A 16,782-nucleotide genomic window follows, 5' to 3' on the forward strand; every position below is an offset into this window, starting at 1 on the left:
GGATGGAAGAGGCAAAGAAAAGCGGGCTAAAGGAGTGGCGCCACTGCTTACGTGCCTACAACAACTGGTTCGAGGAGATCACCAACAGCTTTGATTACCCGTGGAGTAACGGCTACGTGGAAGGAACGCACAACAAGATCAAGACGGTGAAGCGCGTGGCCTTTGGAATGCGTAACTTTCATCATTTCCGCACGAAACTGCTTTTTGTTTGTTCAAAAGATAAGTGAGTGAGGGTGTGTAGGAAAACAAAAAGGAGCCTAGTTTTTACTAGACTCCCCAATGGTTGACATAGAACCTTCTTTTTGCCGACTTTTAAAATACAAACACGACGCTTGCGAAACAAACATAAAAATAGCCCTCTACCCTATGCTCGGGGAAAGGACTTTTCACTTTCTGTGTTTACAGGGATTCATCGCCTTCCGTTAATCGCTGGTACAATTCGATGCCGCCGGTGCCTTTTAATGCCACCAGGGTAAATTCGTGGCGATCGGTGATTCCCTCCACGTGAAAGGTGGCGAGGCGGGGATTGTTTTTCGCAAGGCTTTCGTAGCCGAAGGAGATGCCTACATTCGCCGCCACCAATTGCGAAATTAAGGCCAAACTCGATGTGGTCACCAGACGCTTAAAGTCCCGCACTTCGTAACCTTTGTAGCGCAGTTTATCTTCGAGGATTTCCCGTGAGCCGCTCCCCGACTCTCGCACGACCAAACAGCCCCCGGTCACCTCTTCCATGGCAAGGGTGCGGTTCTTGTAAGGGTGATCGACGCTGCAGATGCCGGTAAAGGTTTCTTCTTTTAACACATCGAAATCAAATTCGTTTTTCGCAAACTGCCCTTCCACCATGAGAAAATCCAAGCGGGCGTTTCGCAGCCGCTCCAAAAGGGCTTCCGTATTGTCCACGGTCAAGACGAAATCATTGGGCCGATCCTTCACCAAGGCGGCGAGCTTTTGGGCATAGGCGTATTCCCCCAGGGTTTTCGTAAGGCCGATGCGAATTGTGCGGGCCTTTTCTTTTCTAAAATGATCCAGTGTGTCCCGGTAATTTTTCTGTTGGCTGCGGGCGTAGTTTTCCAGCACACGGGCCTCCTCGGTAGGCACCATCTTCTTTCCGTCGTAGCGGAAAAACACGGCGCCGAATTCCTCTTCCAAGGAACGCATGTGCTTGGTCACCGCCGGTTGGGTGATGTGTAAATTTTCCGCCGCCCGAGTGTAATTGCCCGTGGCCAAGACTTCCAAAAAGGTACTTAATCGAATGTCCACAATGCCTCCATATCGTTTCGTTATCGCTCCATAATGAATTATAATTTTATTTTATCTCAGTTTTATGAGATGATCAATGCACAAAGAAAGGAGCATACCGTTGAAATCCATCCAAGCAATTATTCCCGGGGTCCTGTTGACCGTTGTCATCGCCGCGACCTCAAAATTTATCGAAAGCATACTGCCTATGCCCTTAATCAGCGCCTCGGTGATCGCTCTGTTTATCGGCATGATCATCAATCATTTTTTAGCGTCCGACCATCCCGTCCACAAAGGCGCCACCTTCGCTTCGAAAAAATTATTGAAGCTGGGGATTATTTTATTGGGGGCATCCTTAAACATGGCCACAGTATTCCAAGTGGGCCGCCTGTCCCTTTCCGTCATGATCTTTACTCTGCTCACCTGCTTCGGCTTGGGCCACTTCTCCGGTAAATTCTTCGGACTGAACTGGAAAATGTCCAATCTGATTTCCGCCGGCACGGGCATTTGCGGCGGCAGCGCCATCGCTTCCATCGCCCCGGTCATTGAAGCCGACGATTTGGACATCGCCTACGCCATGAGCGCCACCTTTATTTTCGACATGGTCATGATCGTCGCCTTCCCCCTTATGGGTCACGCCTTGGGCCTTTCCGACATGGCCTACGGCCTCTGGGCAGGCACGGCGGTGAACGACACCTCGTCGGTTGTGGCTGCAGGCTACGCCTTCTCCGACGGCGCCGGGGACTTCGCCACCATGGTAAAGCTGACCAGAACGCTGGTCATCATTCCCACCGTCGTCATCTTCGCCTTAATCAGCGCCCACTTAAAATCCAAAGCGGAACACAAACACGAAAAAGCAAAATTCTCCCTAACCCACGTGGTTCCCTGGTTCATTCTGGGCTTCCTGGCACTTACGGTCATTAACACCGCCGGCTTTATTCCCGCTGTAGTCAGCCAAAACTTCAAGGTCATCAGCAAATTCCTTATGGTTATGGCCCTGGCAGGCATTGGCCTGAAGACGTCGTTAAAAGACATGAAGAGCGCCGGCACCGGCCCCATGCTTCACGGCTTCGTGATTTCCGCCCTCGTGGTTATCGTCGCCATCGGCGTTGAATATTTTATGGGTCTCGTATAAAAATGGGTATATTAAAAAGAGGATCATGGAATCCTCTTTTTTTATTACGCTATTTTATCTGTGAAAGGAGTTCTTATGTCTCATAGATTTGATTATATCGTTATCGGCGGCGGCAGCGGCGGCATTGCCACGGCCAATCGGGCAGCCCAATACGGCGCCAAGGTGGCCGTCGTCGAACAAAACCAATTAGGCGGCACCTGCGTGAACCGGGGCTGTGTGCCGAAAAAAATCCTTTGGTACGCCTCGGGCATTCGCCGCACACTGGAAACGGAAACATCGCCCTACGGCTATGACCTCGGCCCATGGTCTTTCGACTACAAGAAGCTGCGGGAGTCCCAAATGGCCTATGTGGATCGGGCTCGAAGCGCCTACGAAAAAAACATGAAGAACAACGGCATTACCCACATTCAGGGCCAAGCACGCTTTGTGGACGCCAACACCGTGGAAGTGGGCGGCGAAGAATACACCGCCGAGCACATTACCATTGCATCCGGCGCCTCCCCCACGCCCTGCCCCATTGAGGGCGGCGAGTTGGTGGATTATTCCAACGACTTTTTCCGCTGGGAAGAACTGCCGAAATCCGTGGCCGTCGTCGGCGGCGGCTACATCGGCACGGAACTTTCCTCCTTCCTCGCCGGCATGGGCGTGGAGGTCCACTACCTGGTGCGGGGCGATCGGATCTTAAAGAAATTCGACGAAGCCATTACCGATGAAGTCACGAAAATGATTCAAGCAGGCGGCGTGAACATTCACTTCGACACGGAATCCAAGCGCTTCGAAAAGGTCGATGAAGGCATAAAAATCACCTTTAAAGACGGCACCACCGCCGTCTACGACCGCATCCTTTGGGCCGGCGGCGTCACCCCCAACACGAAGGATCTGAGTTTAGACAAGGCCGGCGTCGATGTGGACGACAAGGGCCGCATTGTCACCGACACTTACGAAAATACGAGCCAAAAGGGCATTTATGCCGTCGGCGATGTCACTGGGAAATTGGATCTCACTCCGGTGGCCATTGCCGCCGGACGTCGCCTTTCCGATCGCCTCTTCGGCGGCAAGAAAGACGCCCACTTGGTCTACGAAGACATTCCCACGGTGGTCTTCTCCCACCCGCCCATGGGTTCCGTGGGCCTCACAAAAAAAGCTGCTGTAAAAGCCTACGGCGAAGAAAACATCAAGGTCTACGACACCTCCTTTACGGACATGCGCTCCAGCGTGGCGGCAGACGGGCTCACCAATAAAATGCTTCTCGTCTGCGCCGGCGAGGAGGAGAAAATCGTGGGCATTCACGCCGTCGGCGAAGGCGTGGACGAAATGATGCAGGGCTTTGCCGTGGCCGTGAAAATGGGTGCCACCAAAGCCGACTTCGACGCCACCGTGGCCATTCACCCCACCGGGGCGGAAGAAATGGTTACCATGAGATAATGAATAAAAAACAAAACGCTTCTACTGAGCTTGGTAGAGGCGTTTTTTCTTGAAAATGAAAATCCCGCCGGCAACATCGCCGACAGGATTTCGTCTCTTTATTTTCCTACGCGAACCGTCATGAGAATATCGTCGATGCGGTCACTCGCCTTTTCGAATTTTTCCTTCAGGGCCTTGTCTTGAATCATCGCCGGGTCGCCCCTGAAATCCGCGCCGTAATAAACGCCGTCTTTGTAGGCGAGAATGACGGGCCAATTGTACCACTCCGTCCGCGGATTTTCCACACGGGAAAGGGAGAAGAGGAAGCCGTCGCTGCCCGCATCGTCATTGGATTTTTCGTAGAAGTGGAGGCATGTGCCTTCGAGCTTGTAGGAGATCGCCACATCCTTGGGCAGCACAAAGGACATGTCCACGTCTTTCACATAGATGCGCTCGCCGGCCGGCGCATCCTTTTGGGGATAGCTTCCCACGGTGACGACGCGCACCTTCGGCATCCACTTGACGGGAAGCCCCGTGGCCTCGCCTAAGTAGCGGGCCGGAATAAAGGTGCGATCATTCTCGAGGTAAGGCGCCACGTCCATGGAGGCCGTCTTGTCGCCCAGGCGATAGGATTTCTTTCCGATGGTCATGACCACGGAAGCATCGCCCTTCGTCAAGGTCACTTCTTTTTTATCGCCGTCCCACGCCACGGTGTAGCCCAGCTCTTCGGTGACGGCACGCAGTGGCAGAAAGGTGCGGTCGTGGCGAATGACGGGCGTCGTTTCTTCGGCTATCAGCTCCCGGCCGTTAACGTAAATCGCGATGGGATCCGGCCCCTTCGCCAGGGCCGTCGAGGGAAGGAGCAGCAAGCAGATTAATAATGTGGCCAACTTTTTCATAAAAAACCTCCTTCGATCATCCGTAGATGATTGCATTTTATCTTACACTTCACGTCATCTCTTGCTTCCACGGTGAATTTACAAAAAATCACCCATAATCAATGGATCGTAGCAGAAGAGTTTGTGCTTTCCTACTTTTATTATACCCCCCCCCCGACAGTTTTTCAATACTTATATGAGCACGGGGCATCGACCGCTTACGCCCGATGAAATTTTTCGTTCAACAAGGGAACCCCCGATCTAACCGAGGGTTTTCTAATGCAAAAAAGCATCTCTTCACCGAGATGCTTTCGCCCTTTGTCGTGTACTTGATTTTTAATTTTACATCTTTACCGAAGTCAAGACGGACATAATGCCGTCGATGGCGTAGGAGCGTCGGCTCGGCACCTCGCCCTGTTTTCGCGGTTCTTTTTCTTTCAATGTGGCGACCAAATAGTTCCCGTCTTTCGCGCCTAAGAGGAGCTGGCCTTTTTTCGGGAAGTCTTTGGAATTTTCTTCGATGGTGCCTAAAATTTCGCCGGTGGCTTTAAACTTAAAGGCGATGCTGCCTTTGCCCTTTACCACTTCCACGCCTTCGATGCCGTCTTCCGGCCAGTCCCAGGTAATGTCGGGTTTGGTCAGGCTTTCTTTTTTTGTGATGTCGCTGTAGGCCAAATCCCTTCGATCAAAGGTGCCTAAGATGAGAAGATGTTTCTCTTCATCATAGCAGACGGTCTTTTTCTGCGATTCGAAGACCGTTTCCATGTTCACGTAGCGCTTGTCGCCTTGACGGAGGACGGTATCCTTTCGAATGGGTATTTGAATGATCTTCTCCCGCGTCGTTTTAAAGGACACATTTTTATCGTCTTTCACAGGCAGATAGCATGCCTTTTCCATGACCACCTCTTCGTCGATGAAGACCTTGCCGTTTTTTTCCACGTAGTCCGATGTGTCCAAGAGTTGCCCGCAAAAAATCACCCGGTCCACGGTTCGCGATGTCGGTGCGTCTTTTTGAGGATAGCTTCCCACGGTGACGATGCGCGCCTTCGGCATCCACTTGACGGGAAGACCCGTGGCCTCGCCTAGGTAGCGAGCCGGAATAAAGGTGCGGTCCTTTTCCAAATAAGGAGCCACGTCCATGGAGGCCGTCTTGTCGCCCAGGCGATAGGATTTCTTGCCGATGGTCATGACCACGGAGGCGTCGCCCTTCGTCAAGGTGACTTCTTTTTTGTCTCCGTTCCATGCCACGGTGTAGCCCAATTCTTCGGTGACGGCCCGCAAGGGCAGGAAGGTGCGGTCGTGGCGAATGACGGGCGCCGCATCTTCGGTAAAAAGTTCCCGGCCGTTGACGTAAACCGCAATGGGATCGGGCCCCTTCGCCAAGGCCGCCGATGGAAGGAGCAGGAAACAGAGTAACAATGTGGCTAACTTTTTCATAAATACCTCCTTCGATCATCCATAGATGATTGCATTTTATCTTACACTCACGTCATCTCTTGCTTCCACGGTGAATTTACAAAAAACACCCATAATCAATGGATCGTAGCAGAAGAATTTGTGCTTTCCTACTTTTATTATACCCCCCCCCGACAGTTTTTCAATGCTTTATGGGCAAGGCCACCATCGCTCTCGGCCGATGAAATATTTCCGTACAATAAAAAAAGCGCCGGTTTCCCGACGCTTCTCATTACTTGCTTGCCTTTAAGGCTTCGGCCATTTCCTTGGCCAATTGTGCACATTTGTCTAAGTCTTCTTGTTTCGGGGCGCCCATAACATCCACGGTGGTGGGGAGCACGTCCCATTTGCTTTCTTCGGCGAAAGCGGCGAATACTTTTTCCGCGCCGCCGCCCCAGCTGGCGTTGGTGAAGGTGCCTAAGATGTGGTTTTTCATTTTTTGTTTCTTCAGCACTTCGACCAAATTGGCCATGGGCGGGAACAGACCGACATTGTAGGTGGGGCAGCCCAAGATAATGCCCTTGTAGTTCCAGGTTTCGCTGATTAAATAGCTGATATGGGTCTTGGATACGTCGCGAATGCGAATGTTGCGCACGCCTTCTTGGGTCAAGGAGCGGGCGATGGCTTCGGCGACTTGTTCCGTGTTGCCGTACATGGAGCCGTAGACGATAAGGACGCCGTCTTCGGTTTTTTGTTCGCTTAAATCGCTGTAAAGGCTCACGATGCGGCCGATGTTGTCGCGCCATACGGGGCCGTGGTCCGGGCAGATCATCTTAATGTCCAAGCCACCTAATTTCTTCAGAGCACGGATGACTTGCACGCTGTACTTGCCGACGATGTTGGTGTAGTAGCGAATGGTTTCTTCGCGGTATTTTTCCCAATCCACTTGGTCGTCGAAAATAGCGCCGTCTAAGGTGCCGAAGCCGCCGAACGCGTCTTGGCTGAAGAGAATGCCCGTTTCTTCTTCGAAGCAGACCATGGATTCGGGCCAGTGAACCATGGGCGTGGTGTAAAAGGTGAGCTTCCTCTCGCCGATGTCCACGGATTCGCCGTCTCCTACGAGAATGGCGCGGTCTTCGCCGATGGCGTAGAAGTTTTCCATCATGGTGACGGCTTTTTTGTTGGTAATGATCTTACATTCCGGGTAGCGTTCCAACACGCTCTTTAAAGAAGAGGTGTGGTCCGGTTCCATGTGGTTGACCACGACAAAATCGAGCTTTCTGCCGTTAAGGGCGTCGTCTAATTTTTCGAAAAATTCCGACACGGAGTCGATGCGGACACAGTCTAAAAGACAGGTCTTGCTGCCGCCGTCGAAGAGATAGGAGTTGTAGCTGATGCCGTCGGGCAGGGGCCACATGCCTTCGAATAAATGGGTGTAGCGGTCGTTTACACCGATGTAATGGACGTGATCATTGATTTTTACAAATCGCGTTGCTGCCATTGTATCACCTTTCTTTTAAAAATTCATTTCATATACCACAATAGATTTTACCTTGTTACCCGCTATTTTTCAATGGATTCTCTAAATATCCAATTCTAAATAGACGGGGCAGTGGTCGCTTCCGAAAATGTCGTCGCGAATGTCTGCCTCCACAATAGCATCGGCCAAACGGTCGCTCACCACAAAGTAATCGATGCGCCAACCGGCGTTCCTTTCCCGGGCCTTGGTGATGTAGCTCCACCAGCTGTAGCGATCCGCCGCATCGGGATAAAGGTGGCGGAAGGTGTCCGTGTAGCCGGCGTCCAAGAGATTTTGAAATTGGCTGCGCTCTTCGTCGGAAAAGCCCGCGTTTTTACGATTGGCCGCGGGGTTTTTCAGGTCGATTTCCTTGTGGGCCACGTTTAAATCCCCGCAGAGCACCACGGGCTTCACCTGATCCAACATATTCAGGTACTTGCGAAAATCCTCTTCCCATTCCATGCGGTAATCCAAGCGGGCCAGGCCCCGTTGGGAATTGGGGGTGTAGCAGGTTACCAGGAAGAAATCCTCGTACTCGCAGGTAATGACCCGCCCTTCCTTGTCGTGTTCTTCCATGTCGATGCCGTAGGACACGTGAATGGGCTCTTCCTTCGTGAAAACCGCCGTGCCGCTGTAGCCTTTTTTCTCCGCGTAGTTCCAGTATTGGTGGTAGCCCTCAAGCTCCAGATCCAGCTGGCCGGCGGAAAGCTTGGTTTCCTGCAAGCAGAATATATCCGCGTCCACGCCGTTAAAAAAGTCCATAAAGCCCTTTTTTATGGCGGCGCGAATGCCGTTGACATTCCATGAAATCAGTCGCATACTACTCTCCTTCCTCGTAGTGTTCCAAAAAGCTGTGCTTCTCTCCTTCGCTGTCTTTATAGCCTAAAATCGCCCCGAGCTCCACATTTTCCGCCGAGCGATAAATGGACATGGCCACGTTGGGATTTTCCTCCGCAATGGTCTCGATGAGGTTTTTCACATAGGCACGGGCGCCGAAATTTTCCTTTGCCGTCACCGTGCAGGCGCAGTCGATGGGGGTGAGGTCATTGTATTTCACCCACTGGCGAATGTCCGATTCCCGAATAAAAATCATGGGGCGAATCAGCTCCATGCCCTCGAAATTCGTGGAATGAAGCTTGGGCATCATGGTCTTGTAGCTGCCTCCGAAAAGCACATTCATCATCACCGTCTCGATAACATCGTCGAAGTGGTGGCCTAAAGCCAGCTTATTCGCACCCAAAGACTTCGCCTTGTCGTAAAGGCTCCCCCGCCTCATGCGGGCGCACATGTAGCAGGGCTTCTCCCCGCCCATGTCCTCCGCCACCTCAAAGACATTGCTGTCGTAGATCTGAAGGGGAATCCCCATGGCCTTCGCCGTCTCCTCCACCTGCGTTCGAATGGCGGGCAGGTAGCCCGGATCCATGGTTAAAAACAAAAGCTCAAACTGCTTCTTGCCGTGGCGCTTCAATTCCTGCAAAAGCTTCGCGAGAAGCAAAGAATCCTTGCCACCGCTAATGGCTACGGCGATGACATCCCCGTCTTCGATTAAATCGTAGTCGTTGATGCCCTTAATGAAACGGCGCCAAATGGTCTTCCGATATTTTTTTATAATGCTTCGTTCAATTTCTGCTATGGACACGTGCTCGTCCTCTCTATTTAAAAAATCCCGGCTCCCCGGGATCATACCATACCACTCTCATGGTACTATAAAAGGCGGGCCGTTTCAATCGCCGCCCGCCTCGTTGAAATAATTTTTACACGCCCCTTGCATTTTCCGCTACTATAGCCTAAAATAATAGGAGTACTCGCTAACGTGGCTCAGATGGTAGAGCAGCTGATTCGTAATCAGCAGGTCAGGGGTTCAAATCCCCTCGTTAGCTCCAAATGACGCCTACGGGCGTCTTTTTTTATGCCTTTTTCACAGATTACAAATCCCGCTTCTTGAACTTTTTTAAAGCCGCCGTATAGGAAAGCACGGTCATGAGTACCAAAAATACGATGCCGAGAAGCACGATGAGTGCCACGTGGCTCGTCGCCCACAGGTATAGGGCCTTGACTTCCTTTGGGAATGCCGAGGCGGCAAAGCCGGATATGCCGACGACAACTAATGTCGCGGCGATGAGGGCTGCCCCGGCCACTGCCTTGGCTTTTTTGTGACCCACGGCAAAGAAAATCGGCACATTGATGTCCATAAAAAGGATGTACATGACGAGATAACCCCCGCCGACGGCCAAGCTTTCGCCGATAATAAGCGCGCCGCTTTTCGCCAGATTCACGCCGTTCATAATGACGAGGGCGACAAGCGTCGTGACGAGAAATACCACGAAAGAATAAAGGTAGCGCCCCCGCACCGTGTCCTCATCTTCCATGCCGATCATGCGGTAGAGCCGTTCCGTCCCGGAATCTTCTCCCGTGACGAAGGGATAGGTCATGATCATCAAAGACATGGTCATGGCGAAGACCATGGGGAAAAAAGAAAGATCCGTAAAATAAGTAAAGCCCACGGAAAACAGGATGAAAAAAGCGATGGGTTTCCACGTAATATAAGGGCGAATGCTCAAAAAATCCATTTTGCAGGTTTTAAGCATCTTCATCACCTCGATGGTAAAACGTCATAATGCGGTCGATGGAGGGCTTCTCCACCACGGTGTTTTCGCCGAAAGCTTTCGCGACTTCTGCCGTCACCAATACTTCCACGTGGGTGGATGTTTTTTTCTTGCCGAGAATTTTTTTCGGATCCATCCCACTTAAATTCGCCTCACTGCATTTTACAATGCGATAAGTCTCCAAAAAGTCGTCTTTCGTGCCGTAAAAAATCATCTCGCCGTCCATAATGAAAGCGATGTAATCGGCGATGGCCTCCAAATCTTCCGTAATGTGAGTGGAAAAGAGCACGGTGTTCTCCTCATCCTCCGCCATGTAGCGCTGAATGGTGTCGCGAAATTCATCCCGAGAGCGGGGATCCAGCCCGCTGGTGGGCTCGTCCAAGATCAAGGTCTTGGCGCCGTGGGACAGAGCGGCGGCGAGCATAAGCTTCGTCGTCATGCCCCTAGAGAGGCTCTTCACATTTAGTTTTTTGTCGATGCCGTAAGCGGCCACGCGCTTCAAAAATTCCGCGCCCTTCCAATTTTTATAGCCCACGGACAAGACATTGTTCACGTCTTCCACAGACCAGTCTTTCGGAAAATAAGATTCATCGAGGACGATGCCCACATCCTGCAGGTAGTCGTTGTCTTCCTGCCGCACGCCGCGGTAGTGCACCTCGCCTCCATTTAAATGATTGAGATTTAAAATAGCGCGAATGGTGGTCGTCTTGCCCGAGCCGTTAGGGCCGATAAACCCCGTAATAAATCCCTCTTTCACGGGAAAACTGACCCCATTTAAAGTAAAGGCGCTGTATTCTTTGCGAATCTCTTTTAATGCGATTCGATCCATTAGTCACCTCCGAATAACACATCCAGCATGGCCACAATATCTTTCTTGGCGATGCCGTGATCCTTGGCAATGGCGACAACGGCTTCCATGTGCCCTTCTATTTCTTTTTGCACGATTTCCCGCGCCACATTTTCGTTTTTCTCGGCGACAAAAGATCCCTTCCCCTGCCGCGTCACGATAAATCCATCCGCCTCCAGCGCATCGTAGGCTTTTTTCACCGTCATAATGCTAATGGAAAGATCCTTGGCGAGGACGCGAATGGAAGGAAGCTTTTCGTCGTATGCCAACACGTCGTTTATAATTTGATCGCGAATTTGATTCCGCAGCTGTTCGTAAATGGGAACCGAGGCGGAATTGTCAATGATGATGTCCATGGCTATCCCTCATTTCCATAACAGTGTATAACAGTAATGAACACTTGTCAATAAAAAAAAGCCATTTCCAATCTTAACCAGATTAGAAATGGCCTTCGTTCCAATGTTTTCTCACGCAATAGGTTCCAGAGGCAGAATCAAGGTAACCATCGCCCCCTTCCCCGACGGGCGATTTTTTATTTTCAGATAGCCGTGATGCAAGTCGGCGACGGTTTTTGCCGTGTAAAGTCCCAAGCCGTAATGGATCGAGCTGTGACGACTCTTATCGCCGCGATAAAAGGGTTCCGAAGCTCGCTTTAAATCCTCGTCGGAAAATCCGGGGCCGTAATCGCCAACGGTCATTTCGAGGGTGTTTTCTCCTGTTGAAATAAGCAGTTCCACAGCCGATGCCTCGGGCGCATAGTGAATGGCATTCATGAGTAGATTCTGCACCCCTCGCTCCAATTGTTTTAAATCCACCGACACATAGCTGTTTCCGACATGCAAGGATTCCTCGATTGGGCACCCATAAGTGTTCGCTATTTCCCGAGCCAGGGCCGTTATTTTTTCCGCGACAACAGAAATATGCAATCTTTTTAAATCCAATTCCTCGGAAACACCGAACTGATTCACTTCCATAAGGGCGTGGGCATAGGCCGAAATCCGCGTCGAATTTTTTTCAATGAAATCAACGTAGCTTCTTTGCTCATCGGATAATTTCGTCTCTTTCAACAATTCCGCGTTCCCCCGGATAATGGCGACGGGCGTTTTCAAATCATGGGCCAGTGAGGAAATTTGGTTTTTCCTATTCGCCTCTTCCGTCCATTTTTCTCTCAGGGATCGACTCAATGCGATTTTCATCTTTTCCAAAGCATTTAATACACCGTTAAATTCTTTAATGGTCGACATCCCTATTTCAAAATCTAAATTCTGTTTCGCGATTTCCTCCGACGCTTCGATCATCGGCGTCAATTGCTTCGTCAAACGTCTCGCCCAAATCAGGGTAATGGTCATGGCGCTTATAAAGCATAAACTTACCATGAGGGCGGAAAACAAATAATTTACGGGAGGGAAGTGGGCCTCCATCCAGGGATTGGAATAGCGAGGCTTCAGGGTGTAGTGGGCTACCACCACGCCCTCCCGGCGCTCGATCTCCATATAAGCGGAAGACGGCGTGGACATTACCTGCCCCCGGAGAAAGGCCATTGCTTTTTTCCTCTCCGCCGCCGAGATATTGGAGTCGACCAGATGCCCGTTATCTGCGAAATACGCGTAACCGACGTGCTCAGGAATCATAGCGGGATCAAATGGCTCTGCCTGGGCGATTTTCGCCTTGTTTCGAAGAATTAACTGTTCCGTCGCATCAGCTGGTACGATTCCGTTCAATCGATACGCCGCCACAAAAAGAACCAGTGCAAGGCCCGCAGATGCTGCAAGACCGAGTGCGATACTGAGCAAATACTTAAGAAAGACGAGTTTTAGGGACTGCCCTTTTTTATTTAGTTCCATTTATAGCCAATTCCCCACACAGTCGCAATGGGCTTTTCGCCGACCCGTTGAAACTTCGCCCGAATGTTTTTTACGTGCTCGGAAACCGCCGATGGTTCGCCTTCCCCCTCGTAGCCGAAAACCTGTTCATAAATCTGCTCTTTCGAGAAGACCTGCCCTTTTCTTTCAGCCAGAAGCACACAAATCCGGTACTCGGATTTCGTCAAAGGTACTTTTTCTTCTTCTACAAAAATGCTTTTTGAAGACAGATCAAAGCGAATCGATCCAAGGTTGAATCCGGCATGTTTTTCTCTCTGCTCTCTCCTTAAGTGCGCCTCCACCCGCGCGAGCAATTCCTGTACGCCGAAAGGCTTTGTAATGTAGTCGTCTCCGCCGCTTAAAAGCCCTTCCACAATGTCTGCCTCCATGGACTTTGCCGTTAAAAAGAGAATGGGACAGTCCACGATGCGACGAATTTTTTTACAGAAAGTCATGCCGTCCATCCCGGGCATCATGACATCCAGTAAAATCAAATCGTATTTTCGCAAACTGTTTTCGTCTAATTCCAACGGATTTTGAACCGCATGAAGGCAATGGCCATTCTTTTTCAGAATATTTTCGATTAACACGAGCATATCCTCTTCGTCGTCGACGGCAAGTATCGTCGCCACAAAATCACCTCCGCTATGCATCTAGCGCTTTTTCTTCTTAATTGATTATTTATAGGATTTCAATCGCCCCATTGTCCTCCGTCCCACCGATTAAACCAAATGACGGAGCCGATAAAGATCACTGCCGTCATGGGAAGGGCCGAAAATCCCCACTTCGCCATCTCTGCTGCTAGAAGGGAATGGTTTTGGTGCGCACTGGCTAAAATATAGGTCCCCGGCAAGCGTGCGGGCCAGGTGCAGGGGATAAAATACCAAAGCTTATCGCCTAATCCGGTGATGGCGAGAAGGGCGATGAGTGTTTCTACAACACCAAGCCCCATGGACGGGACCGAACCCAGTGCCAATGCCACCCACAAGTGAATCAAGTAGACGGCAACGGATGCGGCTAAAAGAAGCAACAGCGCCGCAAACCAAACAGCAAGTGTTTGGTGACCGAAAAGCCCTCCAAAGACGCCGACGGCTACGGACGTCGCCCAAATGAATCCAAGAAACAGGGCCCCCGCTTTTCCCAAATAAGCCCTCGTCCTTGACGGCGCCGAAAGCAACAGTTGAAAATGGCCTGCGCCGCTTTCCATCTCCGCCACTTTAGATATCAAAACACCGACTACGATGGGCACTGCCGCGCCTAAAAGCGTGAAATAGTTCTGAATCGTCTCATCGGGCATAAAATTTTTTATGCCGGTAAATTGACATGCCCCATAGAAGGCTAGGGCGTAGAGTACCGGTAAAATACCATGGATCCAAAGAATCCACGTGTGTTTAATTTTATAAAGCTCTGCTTTTAAAACTCTACCCATCATTTTACCTCCTGGGTCGCAAACCATCGAGCCGTTATCCCGGACAATAAGATAAAAATCCCAAGAGATAGCGCGCAGGGAATGATGATCGACGTGTTTTCGATCATGGGTTCGGCAACTTCCGCCACAAGACCGTTGGGCAGGAGGTGCAGAATCGGTACCATTAAACGCGCACCCCACGCGTAGGGACAAAGGAGCCACATGGACGTATCAGCGAACATAGCCCCCAATGCCGCGCCCAACAAGATGTTGATGGACACGGCGGCCGATAAGCCGAACTTCTTCGCCAGAAACAGGCACAAAGGCACTTGCCACAGGTTTACAAAAAATAATACACCACTGGCAAAAAGTAGGGTGTCCCACCCCAGATTCGGCGTCAGTTGACTACCCAGAAAAGATTGTAGGATTCCGACACCCGTCATGTGGATGGCAGAGGCGAATAAAAGATACACTGAAGCCACAAGTACTTTTGCAACCCACACTTTTTTTAGATCGACGTGAAGAGAAAAAATGGCGCGGTAAGCCAATTTTCTCTCATCTCTTCGATGCACCATGGCTGGTACCAAAGCAAAGGTCGCCGGCAATAGAATCACATACCACCAGTTGTATGCATCGACAGAAAAGTAGGGCGGCATAAGTACGAAAGCCATGGCGAGGGGCATTAGGGACATGATAACGACGAATGTTTTTAAAAAGGTATGCTTCTGCTTTAAATGCTCAGCGAGAATATATTTTTTCATTTGCGCCACCCCTCGCTTCCATTGACGACCGTCATGTAGCGCGACTCTAAATCGTCGTTTTCTGCAATTTTTTCTTGGTACTTTAATTCACCGCCGACGATAATTCCCACGTGGTCGGCCGATTGCGCCACTTCTCCTAAAATGTGACTGGATAAAACGACCGTCATGCCTTTTTTCGGGAAACTCCGAATTAAATCACGCAAATCCCGAATGCCCTCAGGATCCAGACCATTGGTCGGCTCGTCTAAAATTAATAGCTTTGGTCGGTTCACCAAGGCGATGGCAATGCCCAGCCGTTGCTTCATTCCCATGGAAAATTGTCCCGCCTTCTTTTTCCCCGTATCCTTTAAATCGACAATGTCCAAAACTTCATCGATGCGTTCGTCGCCCAATCCCAATAACAGGGTTCTCACCTTCAGATTTTCTTCAGCGCTTAAATTATCGTACAAAGGCGGCGTTTCGATAAGGGCACCGATCGCCGCTAAATCGTTGCGGCTCCAAGGATGTCCATCAAATAAAATATCTCCCGATGTCTTGTGAAGCATGCCCGCAATCATCTTTAAAGTCGTCGATTTTCCCGCGCCATTTGGCCCAAGCAATCCGTAAACGGTGTTTTTTTCCACCTTTAAATCCAAATGATTCACGGCAATTTGCTCTTTAAACGTCTTCGTTAAGCCCTTTGTTTCTAAAATATATTTTTCCATAGCTTATCCCTCCTTCTATTTCTAAGGAGAGTATACGGAACAACTTTAAGGATTTTATAAGGAAGCGCTAAAAAACCGGCGATGGCCCATGCCGCGAATCGCCGGGTACATTTATTCTATATGCTCCGTTTTCTTCCTCTCTCTGAAGCCGTCCGCCAGAAACAGTACCACGCCGGACCACACGAAGGCGAACATGATGGCGTGGATGGTGGTGAATTCCTCGCCCATGATGAAGACGCCGAGGAGGAGTTGGATGGTGGGGTTGATGTACATTAAGACACCGGCGAGGGATAGGCTCGTGTCTTTCATGCCCACGGCAAAAAAGATGAGGGGCACGGTGGTGGCGACGCCCATGGTGGGGATGAGCAGGTATTCTCTCACGCCAAGGCCTTCGAGGTGGCTAAAGGCCACGAGGTAAATCAGGGCGACGGGCACGACGAGGAAAGTTTCCATAAAGATGCTCAGCATCCCCGAGGCGGTGATTTGTTTTTTTATGGCGCCGTAGAAGGCGAAGCTGGTGCCGATAATAATGGCAAAGACGGGCAGCTTGCCGTAGGCGACGATGGGCACGGTAACGCCGAGTATGGCCAAGGCGAAGGCCACCCACTGCAGAGGCCGGAGCCGTTCGTTGTAAATGAAAAAGCCCAGGACGATGGAGAAGATGGGATACATGTAATAGGCCAGGGAGGCGTCGATAACGCGGCCGGTCATGACAGCGATAATGTAGCCGCCCCAGTTAATCGTAATGGTGATGCCCGCCAAGAGCAAAAAGAGCATCTGCCTTTTGTCTTTCATTAAGGCGAGGATGGCAGGGCCCTGACCCATAATGAGCATGACAATGAGACAAAAGAGCATGGAAAAGATGATTCGAAAGGACAGAACGGCCAAGGGATCCATGGCGCCGAAAAGGGGCCAATACAAAACGAGGAAGGCCCACATTAAGTAGCAGGCCAATACTTTTAAACTTCCGGGCATCGTGCACCTCTTTCTATGTATTGTCTTTTATCTTATCACGTAAAGGCCA

At 50.6% G+C, this 16,782-nt stretch carries 18 protein-coding genes and 1 tRNA gene; 4 read left to right on the forward strand and 15 right to left on the reverse strand.

Annotated features, from left to right (window positions below; translation table 11 throughout):
* The coding region (locus tag KO087_RS05365) for a transposase (RefSeq protein ID WP_215507030.1) at positions 1-227 on the forward strand (227 nt) is incomplete at its 5' end.
* A 172-nt stretch (positions 228-399) separates the two neighbouring features.
* On the opposite strand, the gene KO087_RS05370 is transcribed toward KO087_RS05365, so the two are convergent.
* The gene (locus tag KO087_RS05370) at positions 400-1,260 is read right to left on the reverse strand and encodes a LysR family transcriptional regulator (RefSeq protein ID WP_215508275.1); all 861 of its coding nucleotides are present in this window, start codon (positions 1,258-1,260) and stop codon (positions 400-402) included.
* 100 nt (positions 1,261-1,360) lie between these two features.
* Between KO087_RS05370 and KO087_RS05375 the strand changes: the two genes are divergently transcribed.
* Positions 1,361-2,374 (forward strand): YeiH family protein, encoded by a 1,014-nt coding sequence (locus KO087_RS05375; protein ID WP_215508276.1) that lies wholly within the window; start codon positions 1,361-1,363, stop codon positions 2,372-2,374.
* Positions 2,375-2,449: 75 nt separating this feature from the next.
* Positions 2,450-3,799, forward strand: a complete 1,350-nt coding sequence (gene gorA / locus KO087_RS05380; protein ID WP_215508277.1) for a glutathione-disulfide reductase — start codon at positions 2,450-2,452, stop codon at positions 3,797-3,799.
* Positions 3,800-3,897: 98 nt separating this feature from the next.
* Here the strand turns inward: gorA and KO087_RS05385 are convergent, their stop codons facing one another.
* The 5 genes from KO087_RS05385 to KO087_RS05405 all read right to left on the reverse strand — a co-directional run bounded on the left by KO087_RS05385 (position 3,898) and on the right by KO087_RS05405 (position 9,209).
* Positions 3,898-4,677: a copper amine oxidase N-terminal domain-containing protein gene (locus tag KO087_RS05385; protein ID WP_215508278.1), complete on the reverse strand. Its 780-nt coding sequence runs from the start codon at positions 4,675-4,677 to the stop codon at positions 3,898-3,900.
* Between the two features lie 321 nt (positions 4,678-4,998).
* The gene (locus KO087_RS05390) at positions 4,999-6,093 is read right to left on the reverse strand and encodes a copper amine oxidase N-terminal domain-containing protein (RefSeq protein WP_215508279.1); all 1,095 of its coding nucleotides are present in this window, start codon (positions 6,091-6,093) and stop codon (positions 4,999-5,001) included.
* Between the two features lie 250 nt (positions 6,094-6,343).
* A complete protein-coding gene (locus KO087_RS05395; RefSeq protein WP_215508280.1) occupies positions 6,344-7,552 on the reverse strand; it encodes an FprA family A-type flavoprotein in 1,209 nt (402 codons plus the stop codon).
* Between the two features lie 81 nt (positions 7,553-7,633).
* Positions 7,634-8,389: an exodeoxyribonuclease III gene (locus KO087_RS05400; protein ID WP_215508281.1), complete on the reverse strand. Its 756-nt coding sequence runs from the start codon at positions 8,387-8,389 to the stop codon at positions 7,634-7,636.
* Between the two features lies 1 nt (position 8,390).
* The gene (locus tag KO087_RS05405) at positions 8,391-9,209 is read right to left on the reverse strand and encodes a tRNA 2-thiocytidine biosynthesis TtcA family protein (protein WP_349665973.1); all 819 of its coding nucleotides are present in this window, start codon (positions 9,207-9,209) and stop codon (positions 8,391-8,393) included.
* A gap of 168 nt (positions 9,210-9,377) precedes the next feature.
* On the opposite strand from KO087_RS05405, the gene KO087_RS05410 reads away from it, so the two are divergent.
* Positions 9,378-9,453, forward strand: a tRNA-Thr gene (locus tag KO087_RS05410).
* 42 nt (positions 9,454-9,495) lie between these two features.
* Here the strand turns inward: KO087_RS05410 and KO087_RS05415 are convergent.
* The 9 genes from KO087_RS05415 to rarD all read right to left on the reverse strand — a co-directional run bounded on the left by KO087_RS05415 (position 9,496) and on the right by rarD (position 16,733).
* Positions 9,496-10,164, reverse strand: a complete 669-nt coding sequence (locus KO087_RS05415; protein ID WP_215508283.1) for an ABC-2 transporter permease — start codon at positions 10,162-10,164, stop codon at positions 9,496-9,498.
* The gene (locus KO087_RS05420; protein ID WP_215508284.1) at positions 10,151-11,005 is read right to left on the reverse strand and encodes an ABC transporter ATP-binding protein; all 855 of its coding nucleotides are present in this window, start codon (positions 11,003-11,005) and stop codon (positions 10,151-10,153) included. The genes KO087_RS05415 and KO087_RS05420 overlap by 14 nt, the downstream gene beginning before the upstream one ends.
* Positions 11,005-11,379 carry a GntR family transcriptional regulator gene (locus tag KO087_RS05425; protein ID WP_215508285.1) on the reverse strand — a complete coding sequence of 125 codons (375 nt, stop codon included), beginning with the start codon at positions 11,377-11,379 and terminating at the stop codon, positions 11,005-11,007. The genes KO087_RS05420 and KO087_RS05425 overlap by 1 nt, the downstream gene beginning before the upstream one ends.
* A gap of 111 nt (positions 11,380-11,490) precedes the next feature.
* On the reverse strand, positions 11,491-12,867 hold the full coding sequence (locus KO087_RS05430; protein WP_215508286.1) for a sensor histidine kinase: 1,377 nt from the start codon (positions 12,865-12,867) through the stop codon (positions 11,491-11,493).
* Positions 12,858-13,538 (reverse strand): response regulator transcription factor, encoded by a 681-nt coding sequence (locus KO087_RS05435; RefSeq protein ID WP_285814622.1) that lies wholly within the window; start codon positions 13,536-13,538, stop codon positions 12,858-12,860. Before KO087_RS05435 ends, KO087_RS05430 begins: the two co-directional genes overlap by 10 nt.
* A 38-nt stretch (positions 13,539-13,576) precedes the next feature.
* Positions 13,577-14,317 (reverse strand): lantibiotic immunity ABC transporter MutG family permease subunit, encoded by a 741-nt coding sequence (locus tag KO087_RS05440; protein ID WP_215508287.1) that lies wholly within the window; start codon positions 14,315-14,317, stop codon positions 13,577-13,579.
* Complete coding sequence (locus KO087_RS05445) at positions 14,314-15,054, reverse strand: lantibiotic immunity ABC transporter MutE/EpiE family permease subunit (RefSeq protein WP_215508288.1); 741 nt, start codon at positions 15,052-15,054, stop codon at positions 14,314-14,316. Before KO087_RS05445 ends, KO087_RS05440 begins: the two co-directional genes overlap by 4 nt.
* Positions 15,051-15,758 carry a lantibiotic protection ABC transporter ATP-binding protein gene (locus KO087_RS05450; protein WP_215508289.1) on the reverse strand — a complete coding sequence of 236 codons (708 nt, stop codon included), beginning with the start codon at positions 15,756-15,758 and terminating at the stop codon, positions 15,051-15,053. Before KO087_RS05450 ends, KO087_RS05445 begins: the two co-directional genes overlap by 4 nt.
* A gap of 111 nt (positions 15,759-15,869) precedes the next feature.
* Positions 15,870-16,733 carry an EamA family transporter RarD gene (rarD, locus tag KO087_RS05455; RefSeq protein ID WP_215508290.1) on the reverse strand — a complete coding sequence of 288 codons (864 nt, stop codon included), beginning with the start codon at positions 16,731-16,733 and terminating at the stop codon, positions 15,870-15,872.
* Between the last annotated feature and the right edge of the window lie 49 nt (positions 16,734-16,782).

This window comes from Peptoniphilus rachelemmaiella (assembly GCF_943169845.1).
In the GTDB taxonomy this organism is placed as follows: domain Bacteria; phylum Bacillota; class Clostridia; order Tissierellales; family Peptoniphilaceae; genus Aedoeadaptatus; species Aedoeadaptatus rachelemmaiella.